Source organism: Castellaniella sp. GW247-6E4 (assembly GCF_040276065.1).
GTDB lineage: Bacteria > Pseudomonadota > Gammaproteobacteria > Burkholderiales > Burkholderiaceae_B > Castellaniella.
The window spans coordinates 22,492-39,041 of record NZ_JBELOI010000004.1 but is presented as its reverse complement, the minus strand read 5'-3'; the positions used below and the strand labels follow the sequence as shown (position 1 = coordinate 39,041).

15 protein-coding genes are annotated in these 16,550 nt (G+C 64.7%); 13 read left to right on the top strand and 2 right to left on the bottom strand.

The genetic code is table 11. The features are described from left to right. Positions 1–22 precede the first annotated feature (22 nt). The 11 genes from bamA to ABS761_RS06410 all read left to right on the top strand — a co-directional run bounded on the left by bamA (position 23) and on the right by ABS761_RS06410 (position 11,085). On the top strand, positions 23–2,380 hold the full coding sequence (gene bamA / locus ABS761_RS06460; RefSeq protein ID WP_350407315.1) for an outer membrane protein assembly factor BamA: 2,358 nt from the start codon (positions 23–25) through the stop codon (positions 2,378–2,380). Positions 2,381–2,446: 66 nt separating this feature from the next. Beyond that, complete coding sequence (locus ABS761_RS06455; RefSeq protein WP_350407314.1) at positions 2,447–2,998, top strand: OmpH/Skp family outer membrane protein; 552 nt, start codon at positions 2,447–2,449, stop codon at positions 2,996–2,998. A 6-nt stretch (positions 2,999–3,004) separates the two neighbouring features. Then, on the top strand, positions 3,005–4,108 hold the full coding sequence (gene lpxD, locus ABS761_RS06450; protein ID WP_350407313.1) for a UDP-3-O-(3-hydroxymyristoyl)glucosamine N-acyltransferase: 1,104 nt from the start codon (positions 3,005–3,007) through the stop codon (positions 4,106–4,108). A gap of 56 nt (positions 4,109–4,164) precedes the next feature. After that, a complete protein-coding gene (gene fabZ / locus ABS761_RS06445; protein ID WP_350407312.1) occupies positions 4,165–4,617 on the top strand; it encodes a 3-hydroxyacyl-ACP dehydratase FabZ in 453 nt (150 codons plus the stop codon). Next, positions 4,617–5,411 (top strand): acyl-ACP--UDP-N-acetylglucosamine O-acyltransferase, encoded by a 795-nt coding sequence (lpxA, locus tag ABS761_RS06440; protein ID WP_350407311.1) that lies wholly within the window; start codon positions 4,617–4,619, stop codon positions 5,409–5,411. The genes fabZ and lpxA overlap by 1 nt, the downstream gene beginning before the upstream one ends. Before the next feature lie 7 nt (positions 5,412–5,418). Continuing rightward, positions 5,419–6,624, top strand: coding sequence for a lipid-A-disaccharide synthase (lpxB, locus tag ABS761_RS06435; protein WP_350407310.1), 1,206 nt, complete (start codon positions 5,419–5,421; stop codon positions 6,622–6,624). A 13-nt stretch (positions 6,625–6,637) separates the two neighbouring features. Beyond that, positions 6,638–7,222 (top strand): ribonuclease HII, encoded by a 585-nt coding sequence (gene rnhB, locus ABS761_RS06430; protein ID WP_350407491.1) that lies wholly within the window; start codon positions 6,638–6,640, stop codon positions 7,220–7,222. Next, positions 7,219–8,028, top strand: a complete 810-nt coding sequence (locus tag ABS761_RS06425; RefSeq protein WP_350407309.1) for a TrmH family RNA methyltransferase — start codon at positions 7,219–7,221, stop codon at positions 8,026–8,028. The genes rnhB and ABS761_RS06425 overlap by 4 nt, the downstream gene beginning before the upstream one ends. 167 nt (positions 8,029–8,195) lie before the next feature. Further along, a complete protein-coding gene (dctP, locus tag ABS761_RS06420) occupies positions 8,196–9,182 on the top strand; it encodes a TRAP transporter substrate-binding protein DctP (RefSeq protein WP_350407308.1) in 987 nt (328 codons plus the stop codon). Positions 9,183–9,268: 86 nt separating this feature from the next. After that, positions 9,269–9,787, top strand: coding sequence for a TRAP transporter small permease (locus ABS761_RS06415; RefSeq protein ID WP_350407307.1), 519 nt, complete (start codon positions 9,269–9,271; stop codon positions 9,785–9,787). After that, positions 9,784–11,085 (top strand): TRAP transporter large permease, encoded by a 1,302-nt coding sequence (locus ABS761_RS06410; RefSeq protein WP_350407306.1) that lies wholly within the window; start codon positions 9,784–9,786, stop codon positions 11,083–11,085. The genes ABS761_RS06415 and ABS761_RS06410 overlap by 4 nt, the downstream gene beginning before the upstream one ends. Positions 11,086–11,101: 16 nt before the next feature. Here the strand turns inward: ABS761_RS06410 and ppsR are convergent, their stop codons facing one another. Then, positions 11,102–11,935 carry a posphoenolpyruvate synthetase regulatory kinase/phosphorylase PpsR gene (ppsR, locus tag ABS761_RS06405; RefSeq protein WP_350407305.1) on the bottom strand — a complete coding sequence of 278 codons (834 nt, stop codon included), beginning with the start codon at positions 11,933–11,935 and terminating at the stop codon, positions 11,102–11,104. A gap of 179 nt (positions 11,936–12,114) precedes the next feature. Between ppsR and ppsA the strand changes: the two genes are divergently transcribed. Both ppsA and ABS761_RS06395 read left to right on the top strand, forming a co-directional pair. After that, a complete protein-coding gene (gene ppsA, locus ABS761_RS06400; RefSeq protein WP_350407304.1) occupies positions 12,115–14,496 on the top strand; it encodes a phosphoenolpyruvate synthase in 2,382 nt (793 codons plus the stop codon). 38 nt (positions 14,497–14,534) lie between these two features. After that, entirely contained in the window at positions 14,535–15,197 is a 663-nt protein-coding gene (locus ABS761_RS06395; protein ID WP_350407303.1) for a methylated-DNA--[protein]-cysteine S-methyltransferase, read from the top strand. Positions 15,198–15,204: 7 nt separating this feature from the next. Here the strand turns inward: ABS761_RS06395 and ABS761_RS06390 are convergent, their stop codons facing one another. Beyond that, complete coding sequence (locus ABS761_RS06390) at positions 15,205–16,542, bottom strand: sugar porter family MFS transporter (RefSeq protein ID WP_350407302.1); 1,338 nt, start codon at positions 16,540–16,542, stop codon at positions 15,205–15,207. Between the last annotated feature and the right edge of the window lie 8 nt (positions 16,543–16,550).

Genomic DNA, 16,550 nt, shown 5'->3' with positions numbered 1-16,550 from the left:
GGCTGACCAAGGATTCACCAGGATGTCGTTTCGACCAAAGTCTCGTTCCGCAAAATACGTTTTGCCGCTCGTCCTGGCTGCCTTGATGACCCCGGCCATCGCCGCCGCCTTTACCCCCTTCGTGGTGCGCGATATCCAGATCAAAGGAATAGAGCGCGTCGATCCGGGCACGATCTTCACATATCTACCGGTCAAGATCGGCCAGACCTTCACCGAGGAGCAGGCCGGCGAGGCCATCCAGAAGCTCTACGCCACCGGGTTCTTCAACGACGTCAAAATCGATGCGCAGGGCAATGTGCTGGTCGTGACCGTCGACGAGCGCGCGACGATCGCGTCGATCACCTTCAACGGCATGCGCGAGTTCGATGCCAAGGCGCTGACCAAGTCCCTCTCGCAGGTCGGCTTCGGCCAGGGCAGGATCTTTGACCAGGCCATGCTCGAGCGCGCCGTCTTCGAGCTCAAGCAGCAGTACCTGTCCAAGGGCAAGTACGGGGTCGAGGTCAACCCCATCATCACGCCGCTGCCGCGCAATCGCGTGGGCGTGAGCTTCGATATCTTCGAGGGCGATGTGGCCAAGATCGCACGCATCGACTTCATCGGCAACAAGGCGTTTTCCTCGGGCACGCTCAGCGACCAGATGGAGCTCACGACTTCGGGCATGATGACCTGGTATACGGGCTCCGACAAATATTCGCGCGAAAAGCTCGAGGGCGACGTCGAGCGCATCCGCTCGTACTATCTGGACCGCGGCTACCTCGAGTTCACCATGGAGCCGCCCCAGGTCACCATCTCGCCGGACCGGCGCGAAATCTACATCACCATGACCGTCCATGAGGGCGAGCCCTACACCCTGGGCACTGTTCAGTTGGCGGGCGATCTCCTGGGGCTCGACGACAAGCTCCAGCCCCTGGTGACCATCAAGGAAGGCGAGGTCTTCTCCGCCGTCAAGACCAATGCCGTCGCCAAGTCCATTACCGATTATTTGGGCGGCCTGGGCTATGCATTCGCCAACGCCAACCCGAATCCGGAGCTCGATCGCGAAAACCACGTGGCCAAGCTGACCTTCTATGTCGACCCGGGCCGGCGGGTGTACGTACGCCGGATTCAGGTGGGTGGCAACACGCGCACGCGTGACGAGGTGGTGCGCCGCGAGATGCGCCAGCAGGAGGCCGCCTGGTACGACGCGGGCAACATCAAGACCTCGCGCGATCGCATCGACCGGCTGGGCTATTTCAGCGAGGTCAACGTCGATACCACGCCGGTGCCCGGATCGCCGGACCAGGTCGACGTCAATGTGGACGTCAAGGAAAAGCCCACCGGCATGATCAACCTCGGCGTGGGCTACGGCTCGACCGAAAAACTCATGCTTTCGGCAGGCATCAGCCAGGACAACGTCTTTGGCAGCGGCAATTCGCTGTCGCTGCAGCTAAATACCAGCAAGTCCAATCGCGCCGCCGTCATCAGCCACACAAATCCGTACTGGACCAAGGACGGCATCAGCAAAACCACCTCGCTGTACTATCGCCGCATCACGCCTTACGATGCCTCGGACAGCGACTCGCTGGGCTGGTACAAGATCGAGTCCATGGGGCTGGGCCTGAATTTCGGGGTGCCGATTTCGGAATTCGACCGGGTGTTCGCCGGCTTCACGCTCGAGCGCAACTCGCTCAAGGACATTCGCCGCACGGGCGACAATCCCGCGCCACAGGCCTACCAGGATTTCGTCGACGAATACGGCGAAACCACCAACGCGGGCATCTTCACCATGGGCTGGGCAAAAGATACCCGCGACAGCGCGGTCGCGCCCAACAAGGGCAGCTATACGCGTCTGTCGGCCGATTTCTCGACGATGGACCTGCGCTACTACAAGCTCTCAGGCCAGCAGCAGTACTACTGGCCGCTGGGCCGTGCCTACACGTTCGCCGTGAACGGCCAGATCGATTGGGCCAAGGCCTACGGCGGCAAGAGCTTCCCGGTGATCAAGAACATGTACGCCGGCGGCATCGGTTCGGTGCGCGGCTACGAGGGCGCGTCCCTGGGCCCACGCGACACGCTCACGGATACATACCTCGGCGGTTCGCGGCGCATGTACGCCAATGTCCAGCTCTATTTGCCGTTCCCCGGCGCCTCGCGCGACCGCACCCTGCGCTGGTTCATGTTCTCGGACATCGGCCAGGTCACGACCACCGACGGCTCCGACTGCGCCAGGGGAATCGGCAACAATGTCGAGGATCCCTGCGGCTGGAAATATTCCGCCGGCCTGGGCCTGTCCTGGGAATCCCCCCTGGGTCCGCTGCAATTGTCGGTGGCCAGGCCCCTGAACGCCAAGGAAGGCGACCAGAAACAGGTGTTCCAGTTCCAGATCGGGACCGGTTTCTGATTCCCACTGTTTGATGGCACAATAACTCTTTCACATTCGCATCACTCGCAAGGTAGATCCTTCATCATGTTCCTTTCAGGTTTGAATTTTTCAGGGTTGACTGAACGCGCCGTGCGCGGCCACCGGACGCTCGCCGTCGCCGCCGTGCTGGGGCTCGGGGCCTTATTCGTCGCCCCGTCCTATGCGCAGGGAACCAAGATCGGCTTTGTCAGCACCGAGCGCATCCTGCGCGATTCCAAGCCGGCCAAGGCAGCACAGGCCAAGATCGAGTCCGAGTTCAAACGCCGTGACGATGAACTGCAAAAGCTCGCCAACAATCTGCGGGCACAGGCCCAGAAGCTCGACAAGGATGCTCCCGTGCTGTCCGAGAGCGAGCGCATCAAGCGCCAACGCCAGCTCGCCGACCTGGATTCCGACCTGCAGCGCAAGCGTCGTGAATTCCAAGAGGACTTCAACCGCCGGCGCAACGAGGAATTTTCCGCCATCGTCGAAAAGGCGGACGCGGCAATCAAGAAAATAGCCGAGCAGCAAGATTACGATCTCATCATCCAGGACGCCGTCACGGTCAGCCCTCGCGTCGACATCACCGACCAGGTCATCCAGGCGCTGGGCGGCTGATTTGCGATGCCGGTTTTGCTCGCGCCGGATCAGGCGCCCGACCTGCCCGAGCTCCTCAACGCGGCTAGTATCGTAGGGCTGGACTGGTCGCTGGGCGAATCTGGCGGCGGGCGTGACATCCGGATCGCCGGCATCGGTTCCTTGTCGGGGGCCGGCCCCCTGGAAATCAGCTTTCTCTCGAATCCCAAGCTGGCCGATCAACTCGCCGGCTCGCGGGCGGCCGCCGTGATCCTGCGCCCGCAGGACTGGGAGGCGGTCCGCGCCGCCGGCCCAGCGCCGGCATGGACTGCCGTCCTGTGCAGCCAACCTTACCTGATGTATGCGCTGCTCGCCCAATGGTTCGATCAGCGGCGCCAGCAGGGGCTGCCCAAGGGTATCCACCCATCGGCGGTCATTGCCGAGGATGCCGAGATTGCGCCCGGGGCCAGCGTCGGGCCGCTCGCTGTGATCGAGGCGGGCGTGCGCATCGGCGCCGGCACGCGCATCGGGGCAGGGTGCGTGATCGGGCCGGGATGCGTGATCGGCCGCGACGGCATCCTGCATGCTCGCGTGACGCTCTACCATGGCGTACGCGTCGGCGACCGTGCCATCCTGCACGCGGGCGTGGTCCTGGGAGCCGATGGCTTCGGATTCGCGCCGGATCCCGGCAAAGACACCGGCGCCTGGTCCAAGATCGCGCAGTTGGGCGGGGTTCTGTTGGGCGATGACATCGAGATCGGCGCCAATACGACCGTGGACCGTGGCGCCATCGAGGACACGGTTCTGGGCAACGGCGTCAAGCTCGATAACCAGATCATGATCGGCCATAATTGCCACATCGGCGACCACACCGCCATGGCCGCATGCGTGGGCGTCGCTGGATCGACCACGATGGGCAAGCGCTGTGTCATTGGCGGCGCGGCGATGTTCGCGGGCCACTTGACCCTGGGCGACGACGTACATATTTCAGGCGGCACCGCCGTGACCGGCGATATCCTCGAGCCGGGTCGGTACACCGGGGTGTTTCCCGCCGCCGGACACGCCGAATGGCAGCGCAACGCGGCGGTGATCGGGCAACTGGCGCAGCTGCGCAAGCGGTTGCGGGCCATCGAGCGCCAAGGCCAGGGCTGACTATCGCGCGGATCATGGGCATGGACGCTTTCGTATCGTTAGCAGGACAAAAATAGATGGAACTTGATATCAAAGACATCATGGAGCGCTTGCCGCATCGACAGCCGATGCTGCTGGTCGATCGCGTGCTCGAGATGGACCCTGGCAAGAGTATCGTGGCGATCAAGAACGTCACCTACAACGAGCCCTTTTTCCAGGGGCATTTCGCGCACCATCCCGTGATGCCCGGCGTCCTCATCATCGAGGCCCTCGCGCAGGCCGCGGCGCTGTTCTCGTTCGCCGACGCCGGGGCTCCCAATCTGGCCAGCACCAAGATCGCCTACTACCTGGTGGGTGTGGACGGCGCGCGTTTCCGGCGGCCGGTGGTTCCAGGGGACCAGCTCCGCCTGGAGGTTTCGGCCGACAAGCTCAGCCGCTCGATCTGCAAGTACACCGCCGTGGCCAAGGTGGGCGACCAGATTGCGGCCGAAGCCAAGATCATGTGCGCCGTCCGCATCCTGGAGGAATAATGGGGGTCCAGATCCACCCCACGGCCATCATCGCGCCGGGCGCCGAACTGGACGACGACGTCAGCGTCGGTCCCTACAGCATCATCGGCGAGCACGTGCGGATTGCCGAGGGCACCCGCGTCGGCCCGCATTGCGTGATCGACGGACGCACCACCATCGGCACGAACAACCATTTCTACCGCTTCTGCTCGATCGGCGGCATTCCGCAGGACAAGAAATACCAAGGCGAGCCCACGCATCTCGAGATCGGCGCGGGCAATACCTTTCGCGAGTATGTGACCGTCAATCTGGGCACCCAGCAGGACGTCGGCACCACGCGCCTGGGCGATGACAACTGGATCATGGCCTACGTCCACATCGCCCATGACTGCCAGGTCGGCAACCATGTGGTGATCGCCAACAGCGTCCAGCTCGCAGGACACATCCACATCGGCGACTGGGCCATCCTCGGCGGCCTGTCGGCCGTGCACCAGTTCGTGCGCATTGGCGCGCACGCCATGATCGGTGGCACGAGCTCGGTGCGCCAGGACGTGCCGCCCTACATGATCGGCGCAGGCGACCCTTTCCGTCCCGTGGGCATCAATTCCGAGGGGCTGGGGCGGCGCGGCTTCACGCCGGCCGACGTCCTCGCACTCAAAGAAGCCTACAAGATCCTCTATCGGCGCAAGCTCAATGTCGAACAGGCCATCGACGCGCTGGGCGAATTGCAATCCACCCAGCCCGGCGAGGCCCAGGCCATCCAGGCCCTGCTGGATTTTCTCGCCGAGTCCAGCCGGGGCATCGTGCGCCCATGAGGGCGCCATGACCGTGCGCGTCGGCGTGGTGGCTGGGGAGCCATCCGGCGACCTGCTGGCCGCCCGCATGATCGAGGGTGTACGGGAACGGGAAGCGGATGCGCGCCTGATGGGCATTGGCGGGCCGGCCATGGCGCGCGCCGGGTTCGAGGCCTGGCATCCCATGGACGCCTTGTCGGTGTTCGGCTACGTGGACGCCTTGCGGCGCGCGCCGCGCCTCATCCAGACCTACCGCGATACCCGCGCCCGCCTGCTGGCGCAGCGCCCCGACGTGTTTGTCGGGGTGGACGCGCCCGATTTCAACCTGCACCTCGAAGGGCAACTGCGGTCGGCGGGCATCCCGACCGTGCATTTCGTCGGCCCTTCGATATGGGCTTGGCGCTTCGAGCGCATCCATGCGATCCGGCGCGCGGTCTCGCACATGCTGGTGCTGTTTCCCTTCGAGGTCGAGATCTATCGCGAACATGGTGTACCCGTGACCTACGTCGGCCATCCGCTGGCCGAGCTCATCCCGCTGCGCCCCGACCGCGAGGCGGCCCGGCGTCGCCTGGGCATCGAGCCCGGCCGCCGCGTATTGGGTCTGCTGCCCGGCAGCCGCGAGTCCGAGATTCGCCTGCTGGCCCCGCGTTTCCTCGAGGCGGCGCGGCGCCTGACGCGCGAGGATCCAGAGCTGCTGGTCCTCGTCCCCATGGTCAATCCCCAGCGCCGCACCCAGTTCGAGGCGGTGCTGCGCGCCCATCCGCTGCCCGCCTGCCGGGTGCTCGATGCCGTGCCGGGCGGCGGGGCGGCGGACTCGCAGACGGTTGCCTGGCCGGTCGCCTGGCATGTCATGGAGGCGGCGGACGCCGTGCTGGCCGCCAGCGGCACGGCTACCCTGGAGGCGGCCCTGTTCAAGCGTCCGCTGGTCATCTCTTACGTGATTTCGCCGTGGATGCGACGCATCATGGCCTGGAAGTCCGGTCAGGACGCGCCGAGCGTGCCCTGGGTCGGCCTGCCCAACGTACTGGCGCGGGATTTCGTCGCGCCGGAACTCTTGCAGGAGGCCGCCACACCCGAGGCGCTGGCCGAGCACACCTGGCGGGCGCTGAGCGATCGGGGCCACAGCGAGGCGGTCGCACGCCGCTTCCTTGAAATCCACGAGTCGTTACGCCGAGATACGCGAGGCCTGGCCGCCCAGGCGATCCTGGAGGTCTGCGGTGGCCGGCCAGCCTGACTTGTTCGATCCCATGCCCGGCGACGAGTTGCTCGTGGCGGGCGTGGACGAGGCCGGGCGCGGGCCGCTCGCAGGGCCGGTGTTCGCCGCTGCCGTGATCCTCGATGCGCACCGGCCTATCGCCGGCCTGGACGACTCCAAGAAACTCACTGCCGCGCGCCGCGAAGTCCTGGCCGCTCAGATCAAGGTGCAAGCCCTGGCCTGGCGCATTACGTGGACCGAGGCCGCCGAGATCGACCGCATCAATATCCTGCAGGCGACGCTGGCGGCCATGCGGGCGGCCTGCCGGGGCCTGGACATCGTGCCCGGCCTGATCCTGGTGGACGGCAACCGCCTGCCCACGGGCTTGCCGTGCGTGGCGCGCGCCCTGATCGGCGGCGATGCGAGCGAACCCTCGATCGCGGCGGCCTCGATCCTGGCCAAGACGGCGCGCGACGCCTGGTGCCTCGAATTGCATCGGCGCTATCCGCTGTACGCCTTCGACCGTCACAAGGGCTACGGCACCGCCTTGCACCTGGCCCGGCTGGCCGAATACGGCCCGTGTCCGGAACACCGGCGCAGTTTCGCGCCCGTGCGTCGCAGCCTGGTGGACGCATGACGCGCGCCGCCGCCCCGCGCCACATCGCCTCGCGCGACAACCCGGATTACCGCCTGTGGCTGCGGCTGGCCCAAGGGCGCGCCGCGCGCGCGGAGTCGCGCGTCCTGCTCGAGGGCGAGCACCTGTGCCGCGCCTGGGTCGAGCGTTACGGAGCCGCACCGCTGGCCATCCTGGACGAGCGGGCGGCGGGCACCGCCGATGGCCGCTGGCTCATGGGCGTCGCCGAACGCCATGTCACGCTCGAGGCCGCCCTGGCACAAGCCCTGTCGCCGCTCGCGCATGGCCCGCCGGGATTGTTCCTGCTGGTCGAACCACCGCGCCCGCAGCCGCCCGCGCGCATGGCCGAATCCTGCCTCTGGCTCGACCGGGTCCAGGACCCGGGAAACCTGGGGGCCTTGTTGCGCACCGCGGCGGCGGCCGGCTTGCGCGTGGCCCATTTGTCGCCGGGATGCGCTGCGGCCTGGTCTGCCAAGGCCCTGCGCGGGGGGCAGGGTGCTCATTTTTCACTGCAAATTCACGAAGGCGTGGATTTGCACGCCGCTCTCGATCGACTGGACATTCCACTGGCAGTCGCGACGCTGGATTCGGCTCGCGACTTGTATGCCCTGGACCTGCGCGCGCCCTGCGCCTGGGTTTTCGGCAACGAAGGCGCGGGGGTCGATCCGGCCTTGGCCGGCGCCGCGACCCTGAGGGTGCGGATCCCGCAGGCCGATGCGGTGGAGTCCCTGAACGTGGCCGCGGCGGCGGCGGTATGTCTGTTCGAACAGCGGCGCCAGCGGCTAAGTCTCGCGCGCCGGCCCGCCTGACGGTATTCACATTAGGGGTAACCAGAGTTTCCGATTTTTTTCGGCTTGCATGATATACACTGAGCGAACTTGATGTACCGTTTGGTTAATACGCCGGCACGGGTTCCAAGGCGGATGCCAAACACATTGGATTTCGACACGCCAATCTCTCGCCTCAGGAGGAAGACATGACACCAAGTATCAAGCGTCGCCAGGTTCTAATCGGTACCGGACTCTTTGCGGCGGCGGCCGCCCTGCCGGCCATGGCCAAGGACAAACCGAAACTCCGCTTTTCGGCGGTGTTCTCGGATCAGGACATCCGCGCGCAAATGATGAAAAAATTCGCTGACGGGGTCAAAGACGATTTCGTCTTCGAAGGGTATTACGGCGGCACACTGTTCAAGCAGGGCACCGAGCTCGTCGCCCTGCAGCGCGGCAATCTCGAAATGAGTAACGTCGCGCCGCAGGACATGTCCAAGCAGTTACCGGCATGGTCCATCGTGACGGCGGGTTATCTATTTCGCGACGCTGCGCACGTCAACAAGTTCTTCCGCAGCCCCGAGGCCGCCGAGCTGAAAAAAATGTCCGAGGAAAAGCTCAACGTCAAGGTCCTGGGGCCGACCTATTACGGGGTGCGCCAGCTCGGCCTCAAGCCTGACAAGAAAATCATGACGCCCGCCGATCTCAAAGGGATCAAGCTGCGCATGCCCGCCGGCGACGCCTGGCAGTTCCTCGGCAAGGCGCTGGGGGCCGACCCGACACCGATGGCGTACGCCGAGGTGTACACGGGCTTGCAAACGGGTGCGATCGACGCCCAGGACAACCCCCTGCCGAACGTCGAAAACATGAAATTCTACGAGGTCATGAGCCAGATCGTCCTGTCCTCGCACCTCGTGGCGTTCGACTTGCTCACGGTATCCATGAAAGTCTGGAACGGCATGAGCCCCGATGTCCAGGCCAAGGTCCAGGCCGCGGCCGATTCGGCCATCGACTTCTCGACGCAACGGCACTTGGCGCGCGAAAAAGAGCTCGCGGATTCCTTCGCTAGCAAGGGCTTGAAGCTCTATACGCCCGACCTCGATGCCTTCCGCACGCACGTCCAGAAGGCCTACCTGGCGTCCGACCTTTCCAAGGAATGGATCCCCGGCATGATCGACAAGATCAACGCCCTCTGATACACGGCATGTCCCTGGGTTCCGCTGGCCGATGAATCATCGGCCAGCGGCTCCTGTTTCCTTCATCATTCCAGGAATGGCCAGAGATGCCCCCAATTGTGTACTCCATAGGCGGCTGGCTCTACCGCCGCGCTGAAAATGTCCTCGCCCTCATGCTGGCGACGATGTTCTTCGCTTTTCTCGTTCAGGTGTTCTTTCGCTATATCCTGAGCTGGCCCAGCGGCTGGTCGAGCGAACTCAGTTCGGCGCTGTGGATATGGATCGTGCTCTGGGGAGCGGCCTTTGTCGTCAGGGAAGAAGAGGAAATGCGCTTTGACCTGATCCTGTCCATGGCGGGGCCCAGGGTTCGCAGCGCGATGTTCCTGATCACCGCGGTCTCGATCATTCTGCTCTACGGCATTTCCTTTCCGGCCGTGGTCGACTATGTGACCTTCATGAAGGTCGAAAAGAGCTCCTATCTCAATATCCGCCTGGACTGGCTCTATTCGATCTACATCCTGTTCGTGATCGGCATCATCGTCCGCTATATCTGGCTGTCGTGGCGTGTGCTCAGAGGCCACGATCGCGATGCCTACGACCCCACCAAGGCGGGGTCCGGCGTATGAACTTTGCGAGCCCCTTTTCCATATCGCTATTTGCCATCACCGCCCTCGCGTTTCTCGGCCTGCCGGTCGGGCACGCGATGATTGCAGGCTCGATTTTATACCTCGGGCTGGCCGGCCTCGACATGGGGACGGCTGCCGAGCAATTCTTGAATGGAATGATGTCCAATTACATCATTCTGGCGGTGCCCTTGTTCATACTGGCCGCGGAGTTGATGAACATCGGCTCGATGACCGACCGGCTGCTGAAATTTTGCAATGCGCTCGTCGGCCGGTTTCGCGGCGGTCTGGCGCAGGTCAATGTCCTGCAGAGCCTGATTTTCGCCGGCATGTCGGGTTCGGCGATCGCCGATGCCGCGGGGTCTGGGAAGGTCATGCAAAAACTGATGACCGACGGCGACCGCTACCCGCCGAGCTATGCGGCGGCCCTGACCGCGGTGACCGCGGTGATCGGGCCGATCATCCCACCTTCGATTCCGATGATCATCTACGCATTCGTCTCGGATACATCGATCGGCTACCTGTTTCTCGCGGGCGTGGTGCCGGGGCTGCTGATGACGCTGTTCCTGATGGTACAGGTGGCTTATCAGGCCAGGCACAGGCAGTTCCCAGTCGAGCCGCCGACACCCTTGCGCGAGTTGCCGCGCATCACGGTGGAGGCTTTTCCGGCACTGATGATGCCGGTGGTGCTCCTGGGCGGCATCTATTCGGGCATCACGACGCCCACCGAGGCCGCCGCGGTCGCGGCGGGCTACGCCTTGCTCATCGCCGCCGGCCTCTACCGCAGCGTGACTTTCTCCGAGTTCTATCATTCCGTGCTGGCGAGCGCGCGCACCAGCGCCTCCATCGGCATGCTGATCGCGGGGGCCCTGGTCTTCAATTACGTGGTGACGATCGAGAACATCCCGGAAGCGCTCCGGGTTTTCTTGACCGGCTGGGACCTCTCGCCCATCGGCTTCCTGATTCTCGTCAATGTGATCCTGTTGCTGCTGGGTTGCATACTCGAGGGGACGACGATCATATTGGTCATTCTGCCGGTGCTCATCCCGACGGCCAATGCGTTGGGCATCGACCTGGTGTATTTCGGCGTCGTCTGCATCGTCAACATCATGCTCGGGCTGGTCACCCCGCCTTACGGCTTGCTGCTCTTTATCATGACGCGGATCGCCGAGGTGCCATTGCGCGACATCGTGCGTGAGGTGCTGCCCTTTCTGTTCGGGCTGGTGGTCTGCCTGGGATTCCTGATCTTTTTCCCGAGCCTGTCGCTCTGGCTGCCCCGCCTGTTCGGCTACGGCGCTTGAGCGGCCCCCGTGCCCGCTAGTAGGTCAGGCGGTCGAGGCCCACTTCGTCGAGAATCTTGGTCGAGATCTCTTCGATCGAGCGCGTGGTGGTGGACAGCCAGGGGATGTTTTCCATGCGCATCAGGCGCTCGGCGTCGGCGACCTCCTGGCGGCATTGGCGCAGCGACGCATAGGTACTGTTGGGCCGGCGCTCGTTGCGCACCTCGGCCAGGCGCTCGGGATGGATCGACAGGCCAAACAACTTCCGGCGATAAGGATGGAGCGTGTGGGGCAGGGCGCCGCGGTCGAAATCCTCGGGAATCAGGGGGAAGTTGGCCGCCTTGACCGCGTACTGCATGGCCAGGTACAGGCTCGTCGGAGTCTTGCCGCAGCGCGAGACGCCCACCAGGATCACGTCAGCCTGCTCGAGGCCGTCGACGAACTGGCCGTCGTCGTGGGCCAGGCTGAAATTGATGGCCTCGATTCGCTTGTTGTACTGTTTGGAAAGCCCGTTGGTGTGCGAGCGCCCGATCGAGCGGCTGGACTTCATGCCGAGGGCTTCCTCGAGGTGCTGGACGAAGGCGCCGAACAGGTCCAGGAACACGCAGGGCTCTCCGCGGATGCGGTCCGCGATCTCGGAATCGACCAGCGTGCTGAAGACCAGCGGCGGCAGGGCGTCCTGGCTGGCTTTTTGGGCGATACGTTGCGCCGCAGCATCGGCCTTTTCGATCGAGTCGATGAAGGGCAGCCGCACGGCCTCGAACCGGACCTGCTCGAACTGTGAAAGCACGGCGTGACTGAAAGTTTCCGCCGTGATTCCAGTGCTGTCGGAGACGATGAAGACGGTGCGTTCGATTGGGGATTCGGCCATGAATTTAAGCTACTAGGCATCAGAAACGGTACAATCCGCAAAGATTAACAGTCACCCGACCAGCAAGCAAGGCTGGTTTGCCGGGCGCACATACTGCATGGCACAAAACATCGCCGCCAGCGATCCAAAACCTGTGTGCGCCGGGCAAACACGCTTTCTCTATCTTTAAAGGTGACTCTATGTCGTACGTCGTATCTTTCGAGCAGCTCCGCATGACGGACGTGGACTCGGTAGGAGGCAAGAACGCATCATTGGGTGAAATGATCAGCCAGCTCGCCGGCACCGGGGTCCGGGTGCCGGGCGGATTCGCGACCACGGCCGATGCCTTTCGCGACTTCCTGGGATCGACCGGGCTGGATGCGCGCATCAATCAACGCCTGGATGTGCTCAATGCGGACGACGTGCGCGAGCTCGCCGAGGCCGGTGCCGAGATTCGCCAATGGGTCATCGACACCCCGTTTCCGGCCGATTTCGAGCACGCCATCCGCACGGCATTCGCGGCGCTGGACGCCGACGGCAAGGGTTCGTTCGCCGTACGCTCGTCGGCCACCGCTGAGGATCTGCCCGACGCCTCGTTCGCCGGCCAGCAGGAAACCTACCTGAACGTGGTCGGCATCGACGAGGTTCTCGACAAGATCCGCCACGTGTTCGCCTCCTTGTACAACGACCGTGCCATCTCGTACCGTGTGCACAAGGGCTACGCCCATGCCGAGGTCGCCCTCTCGGCCGGGATCCAGCGCATGGTCCGTTCGGACAAGGGCAGCGCCGGCGTGATGTTCACCCTGGATACCGAGTCGGGCTTCAAGGACGTCGTGTTCATCACCTCGTCCTACGGCCTGGGTGAAACCGTGGTCCAGGGCGCGGTCAACCCCGACGAGTTCTATGTGTTCAAGCCCATGCTCGCCTCGGGCCACTACCCCATCATCAGCCGGCGCATCGGCTCGAAGCTGATCAAAATGGAATTCGACGAGCAGCGCGCCTCGGGGCACGCGGTACGCACCGCCGAGGTGCCTGCCTCCGAGCGCAACCGCTACTCGCTGACCGACGACGAGATCATCGAACTCGCGCATTATGCCGCCATCATCGAGGCCCACTACCAGCGCCCCATGGACATCGAGTGGGGCCGCGACGGCATCGATGGCAAGCTCTACATCCTCCAGGCGCGCCCCGAGACCGTCAAGTCCCAACAAGGCCACCATGACATCCAGGAGCGTTACCGCCTCAAGGCCACCGGCGAGGTCCTGATCACCGGCCGGGCGATCGGCCAAAAGATCGGCTCTGGGACGGTGCGGGTGGTCGCCGACGTTACCGAAATGGACCAGGTCCGCCCGGGGGACATCCTCGTGACCGATATGACGGATCCCAACTGGGAGCCCGTCATGAAGATCGCCTCGGCCATCGTCACCAATCGCGGCGGACGCACGTGCCACGCCGCCATCATCGCGCGCGAACTGGGCATTCCGGCCGTGGTCGGCTGCGCCACCGCCACCGACGTGCTGGCCAACGGCCGCGAGGTGACCGTGTCCTGCGCCGAGGGCGACGAAGGCCGGATCTACGACGGCCTGATCGAGACCGAGATCGAGGAGGTGCGCTGGGGTCAGATGCCCGAGATCGGCGTCAAGATCATGATGAATGTCGGCAATCCGCAGCTCGCCTTCGATTTCTCGCAGATCCCCAACGCCGGCGTGGGCCTGGCCCGTCTCGAGTTCATCATCAACAACAACATCAACGTGCACCCCAAGGCCGTGCTCGACTATCCCAATGTCGACAGCGACTTGAAAAAAGCCGTGGAATCGGCCGCGCGCGGCTACGCCAGCCCGCGCGCCTTCTTTGTCGAGAAGCTCGCCGAGGGTGTGGCCACCATCGGCGCGGCCTTCTACCCGAAGCCGGTCATCGTGCGCCTGTCGGACTTCAAGTCCAACGAGTACCGCAAACTCGTCGGCGGCTCGCGCTACGAGCCCGAGGAAGAAAACCCGATGCTGGGCTTTCGCGGCGCCTCGCGCTATATCGCCAAGGATTTCGAAGAATGCTTCCGCATGGAATGCGAGGCCCTCAAGAAGGTCCGCGATGACATGGGGCTGACCAATGTCGAGATCATGGTGCCGTTCGTGCGTACCCTCGGGCAGGCGCGACGCGTGGTTGATCTGCTGGCCTCGCATGGCCTCAAGCGCGGTGAAAACGGCCTGCGCCTGATCATGATGTGCGAGGTGCCTTCCAACGCCATCCTCGCCGAGCAGTTCCTGCAGTATTTCGACGGCTTCTCGATCGGTTCCAACGACATGACTCAGCTCACCCTGGGCCTGGACCGCGATTCGGGGCTCGAGCTGCTGGCGGCCGATTTCGACGAGCGCGACGAGGCGGTGCAGTTCATGCTGCGTCGCGCCATCCAGGCCTGCCTGAAGGCTGGAAAATACGTCGGCATCTGCGGGCAGGGCCCCAGCGACCATCCGGACCTGGCCCAGTGGCTGCGGGACGAGGGCATTCTGTCGATGTCGTTGAATCCGGACACGGTCGTCGACACCTGGCAGCGCCTGGCCGACACCCCGGCCGCCGCCGCTTGATGCGGACAGGGCCGGCGAGCTGCCATCAGAATCACAACATGTATTTCCATGCCGTGATCCCGTCCCCGCTGGGCCCGGTCCTCTTGCGCTCGGACGGCGCCAGCCTGCTGGGCCTGTACTTCGTCGGTCAGCGGGACTGCCCCGATCTGCCGGGGGCCGCGCCCATGCGGCCCGCGCACTTCGATCCAGCCGCGGGCGAACTCGACGGGCGACCCATGCGCACGTTCAAGGTGCGGCGTCGGGACCCGTCTGGTGATCTGTTCGAGGCGCTGGCCGCCACCGACGTCACGGCGGACGATTTCGACGGAGGAGCACTCGAGCTCAGGCAAGCGGACACCCCCGAAAGCGCGCTGGCGGTGTTTCGCCAGACCCGGCTCGAGCTGTCTGAGTATGTGCATGGCAGGCGCCGGATTTTCGACATCCCGCTGGCGCCCGAGGGCACGCCGTTCCAAAAAACGGTCTGGAAGGCGCTCCTCGAGATTCCCCTCGGCCAGACCGTCTCGTATGGCGAACTCGCCCGCATGGCGGGCCTGGGCACGGGTCACGGCCGGGCGGTTGGAGCCGCCGTCGGCCACAATCCCATCAGCATCATCATCCCCTGTCATCGCGTCCTGGCCGCCGGTGGCGCCTTGAACGGCTACAGCGGCGGACTGGATCGTAAGGCGCGGCTGCTCGAGATCGAAGGCTTCGTGCTGCAATAGTCGGACGTCACACGCGGGACGCCTCTTGGCCGACGCCCAGCTCGCGTAACGGCAGGCCCTCGAGCACCCGCGATTCGATGGCCTCGAGCGACACGTGCCGGGTTTCCGGCAAAAACCGGATTCCCAGCAGCAGGGATAGCAGGCAGACCACCAAAAACAGCAGCATGGCGCCATCCAGGCCCACGGTTTCGACGATGGACAGAAAGGTCAGGGCGATCAAGGCATTGAACAGCCAACTGACGGCCGAGGCGGCGGCGATGCCTTTTTCCCGCAAGGCGCTGGGAAACAGTTCCGACATGAGGACGTAGGGCAGGGGACCCAGGCTGACCGCGAAGGCGAGGATATAGAGACACAGGCCCACCAGCCCGAGCCATGGCGAGCCGTCACGAGCGGCGAAGATGACCGCCGCCAGCCCGACGGCCATGACGGCCGAACCGCCGATCCACAGCCGGCGGCGTCCGAGGCGATCGACCAGCACCACGCTGGCGAGCGTGGCCAGGAAGTTCGCCAGCCCGAGGCCGAATGTGGCGCCCAGCGCCGCGCTGCCGGCCGAGAAGCCCAGGCCCTTGAAAATCTGTGGCGCGTAATAGAGGATGCCGTCGATTCCACTGAGGTTCTGGAGGATGAACAGCGCGCTGCAGAGAATCAGCACTCCCAGCACGCGTCCCTGGCGCAGCCCGGGGCGGATCGCTGTCGCCGGTTCGGCTGCGGCCAGCCATTCGCCCGCCAGGCCCAGGCGCGCGGCGGCGCGCGCCGCCTCCTCGCGGCGCCCACGCGCGGCCAGCCAGCGCGGGCTTTCGGGCAAGGCCGCCAGTCCAAGCGCCGCCAGCGCGCTCGGTGCCAGGCCGGCGCCCAGCACTAGAGACCATTGATCAGCGGCGTCCAGCCACAGCCCCAGGCCGTAGGACAGCAGGATGCCACCCGTGATGGCGAGCTGGAACAAGGCCACCACGGCGCCTCGCCGCGCGGCCTGGGCGGTCTCGGCCGCATACATCGGCACAACCATGGAATACAGCCCGATCGACAGGCCCGCCAATACGCGTGCCGCGATCAATCCCGTCAGCGTCGGGGCGCTGAGCAGAAACCCATAGGCGCAAGCGGATGCCAGCGTGGCCGCGGCCATGGCCGGCCGGCGGCCCCAGCGCAGCGAGACGGGCCCGGCTGCGGCCGCACCCGCAAAACAGGCGGCCACCAGCACGAACACCAGGAATTGGGTTTCGCGCAGATCCAGTGAAAACAGGGGGCTGAGCGTATCGAGCACGCCCGCGATGGAAGTGATGCCGTAGCCAAAGAGCACGCCTGCGCACGAGACCAGAAAGGCGATCCGCAGCGTGGGATTCGGCATGGCGAGTA

Bases quoted from the DNA above. Each gene is read 5' to 3' on its own strand.
- bamA (WP_350407315.1), top strand. From the start codon at position 23: ATGTCGTTTCGACCAAAGTCTCGTTCCGCAAAATACGTTTTGCCGCTC.
- ABS761_RS06455 (WP_350407314.1), top strand. From the start codon at position 2,447: ATGTTCCTTTCAGGTTTGAATTTTTCAGGGTTGACTGAACGCGCCGTG.
- lpxD (WP_350407313.1), top strand. From the start codon at position 3,005: ATGCCGGTTTTGCTCGCGCCGGATCAGGCGCCCGACCTGCCCGAGCTC.
- fabZ (WP_350407312.1), top strand. From the start codon at position 4,165: ATGGAACTTGATATCAAAGACATCATGGAGCGCTTGCCGCATCGACAG.
- lpxA (WP_350407311.1), top strand. From the start codon at position 4,617: ATGGGGGTCCAGATCCACCCCACGGCCATCATCGCGCCGGGCGCCGAA.
- lpxB (WP_350407310.1), top strand. From the start codon at position 5,419: ATGACCGTGCGCGTCGGCGTGGTGGCTGGGGAGCCATCCGGCGACCTG.
- rnhB (WP_350407491.1), top strand. From the start codon at position 6,638: ATGCCCGGCGACGAGTTGCTCGTGGCGGGCGTGGACGAGGCCGGGCGC.
- ABS761_RS06425 (WP_350407309.1), top strand. From the start codon at position 7,219: ATGACGCGCGCCGCCGCCCCGCGCCACATCGCCTCGCGCGACAACCCG.
- dctP (WP_350407308.1), top strand. From the start codon at position 8,196: ATGACACCAAGTATCAAGCGTCGCCAGGTTCTAATCGGTACCGGACTC.
- ABS761_RS06415 (WP_350407307.1), top strand. From the start codon at position 9,269: ATGCCCCCAATTGTGTACTCCATAGGCGGCTGGCTCTACCGCCGCGCT.
- ABS761_RS06410 (WP_350407306.1), top strand. From the start codon at position 9,784: ATGAACTTTGCGAGCCCCTTTTCCATATCGCTATTTGCCATCACCGCC.
- ppsR (WP_350407305.1), bottom strand. From the start codon at position 11,935: ATGGCCGAATCCCCAATCGAACGCACCGTCTTCATCGTCTCCGACAGC.
- ppsA (WP_350407304.1), top strand. From the start codon at position 12,115: ATGTCGTACGTCGTATCTTTCGAGCAGCTCCGCATGACGGACGTGGAC.
- ABS761_RS06395 (WP_350407303.1), top strand. From the start codon at position 14,535: ATGTATTTCCATGCCGTGATCCCGTCCCCGCTGGGCCCGGTCCTCTTG.
- ABS761_RS06390 (WP_350407302.1), bottom strand. From the start codon at position 16,542: ATGCCGAATCCCACGCTGCGGATCGCCTTTCTGGTCTCGTGCGCAGGC.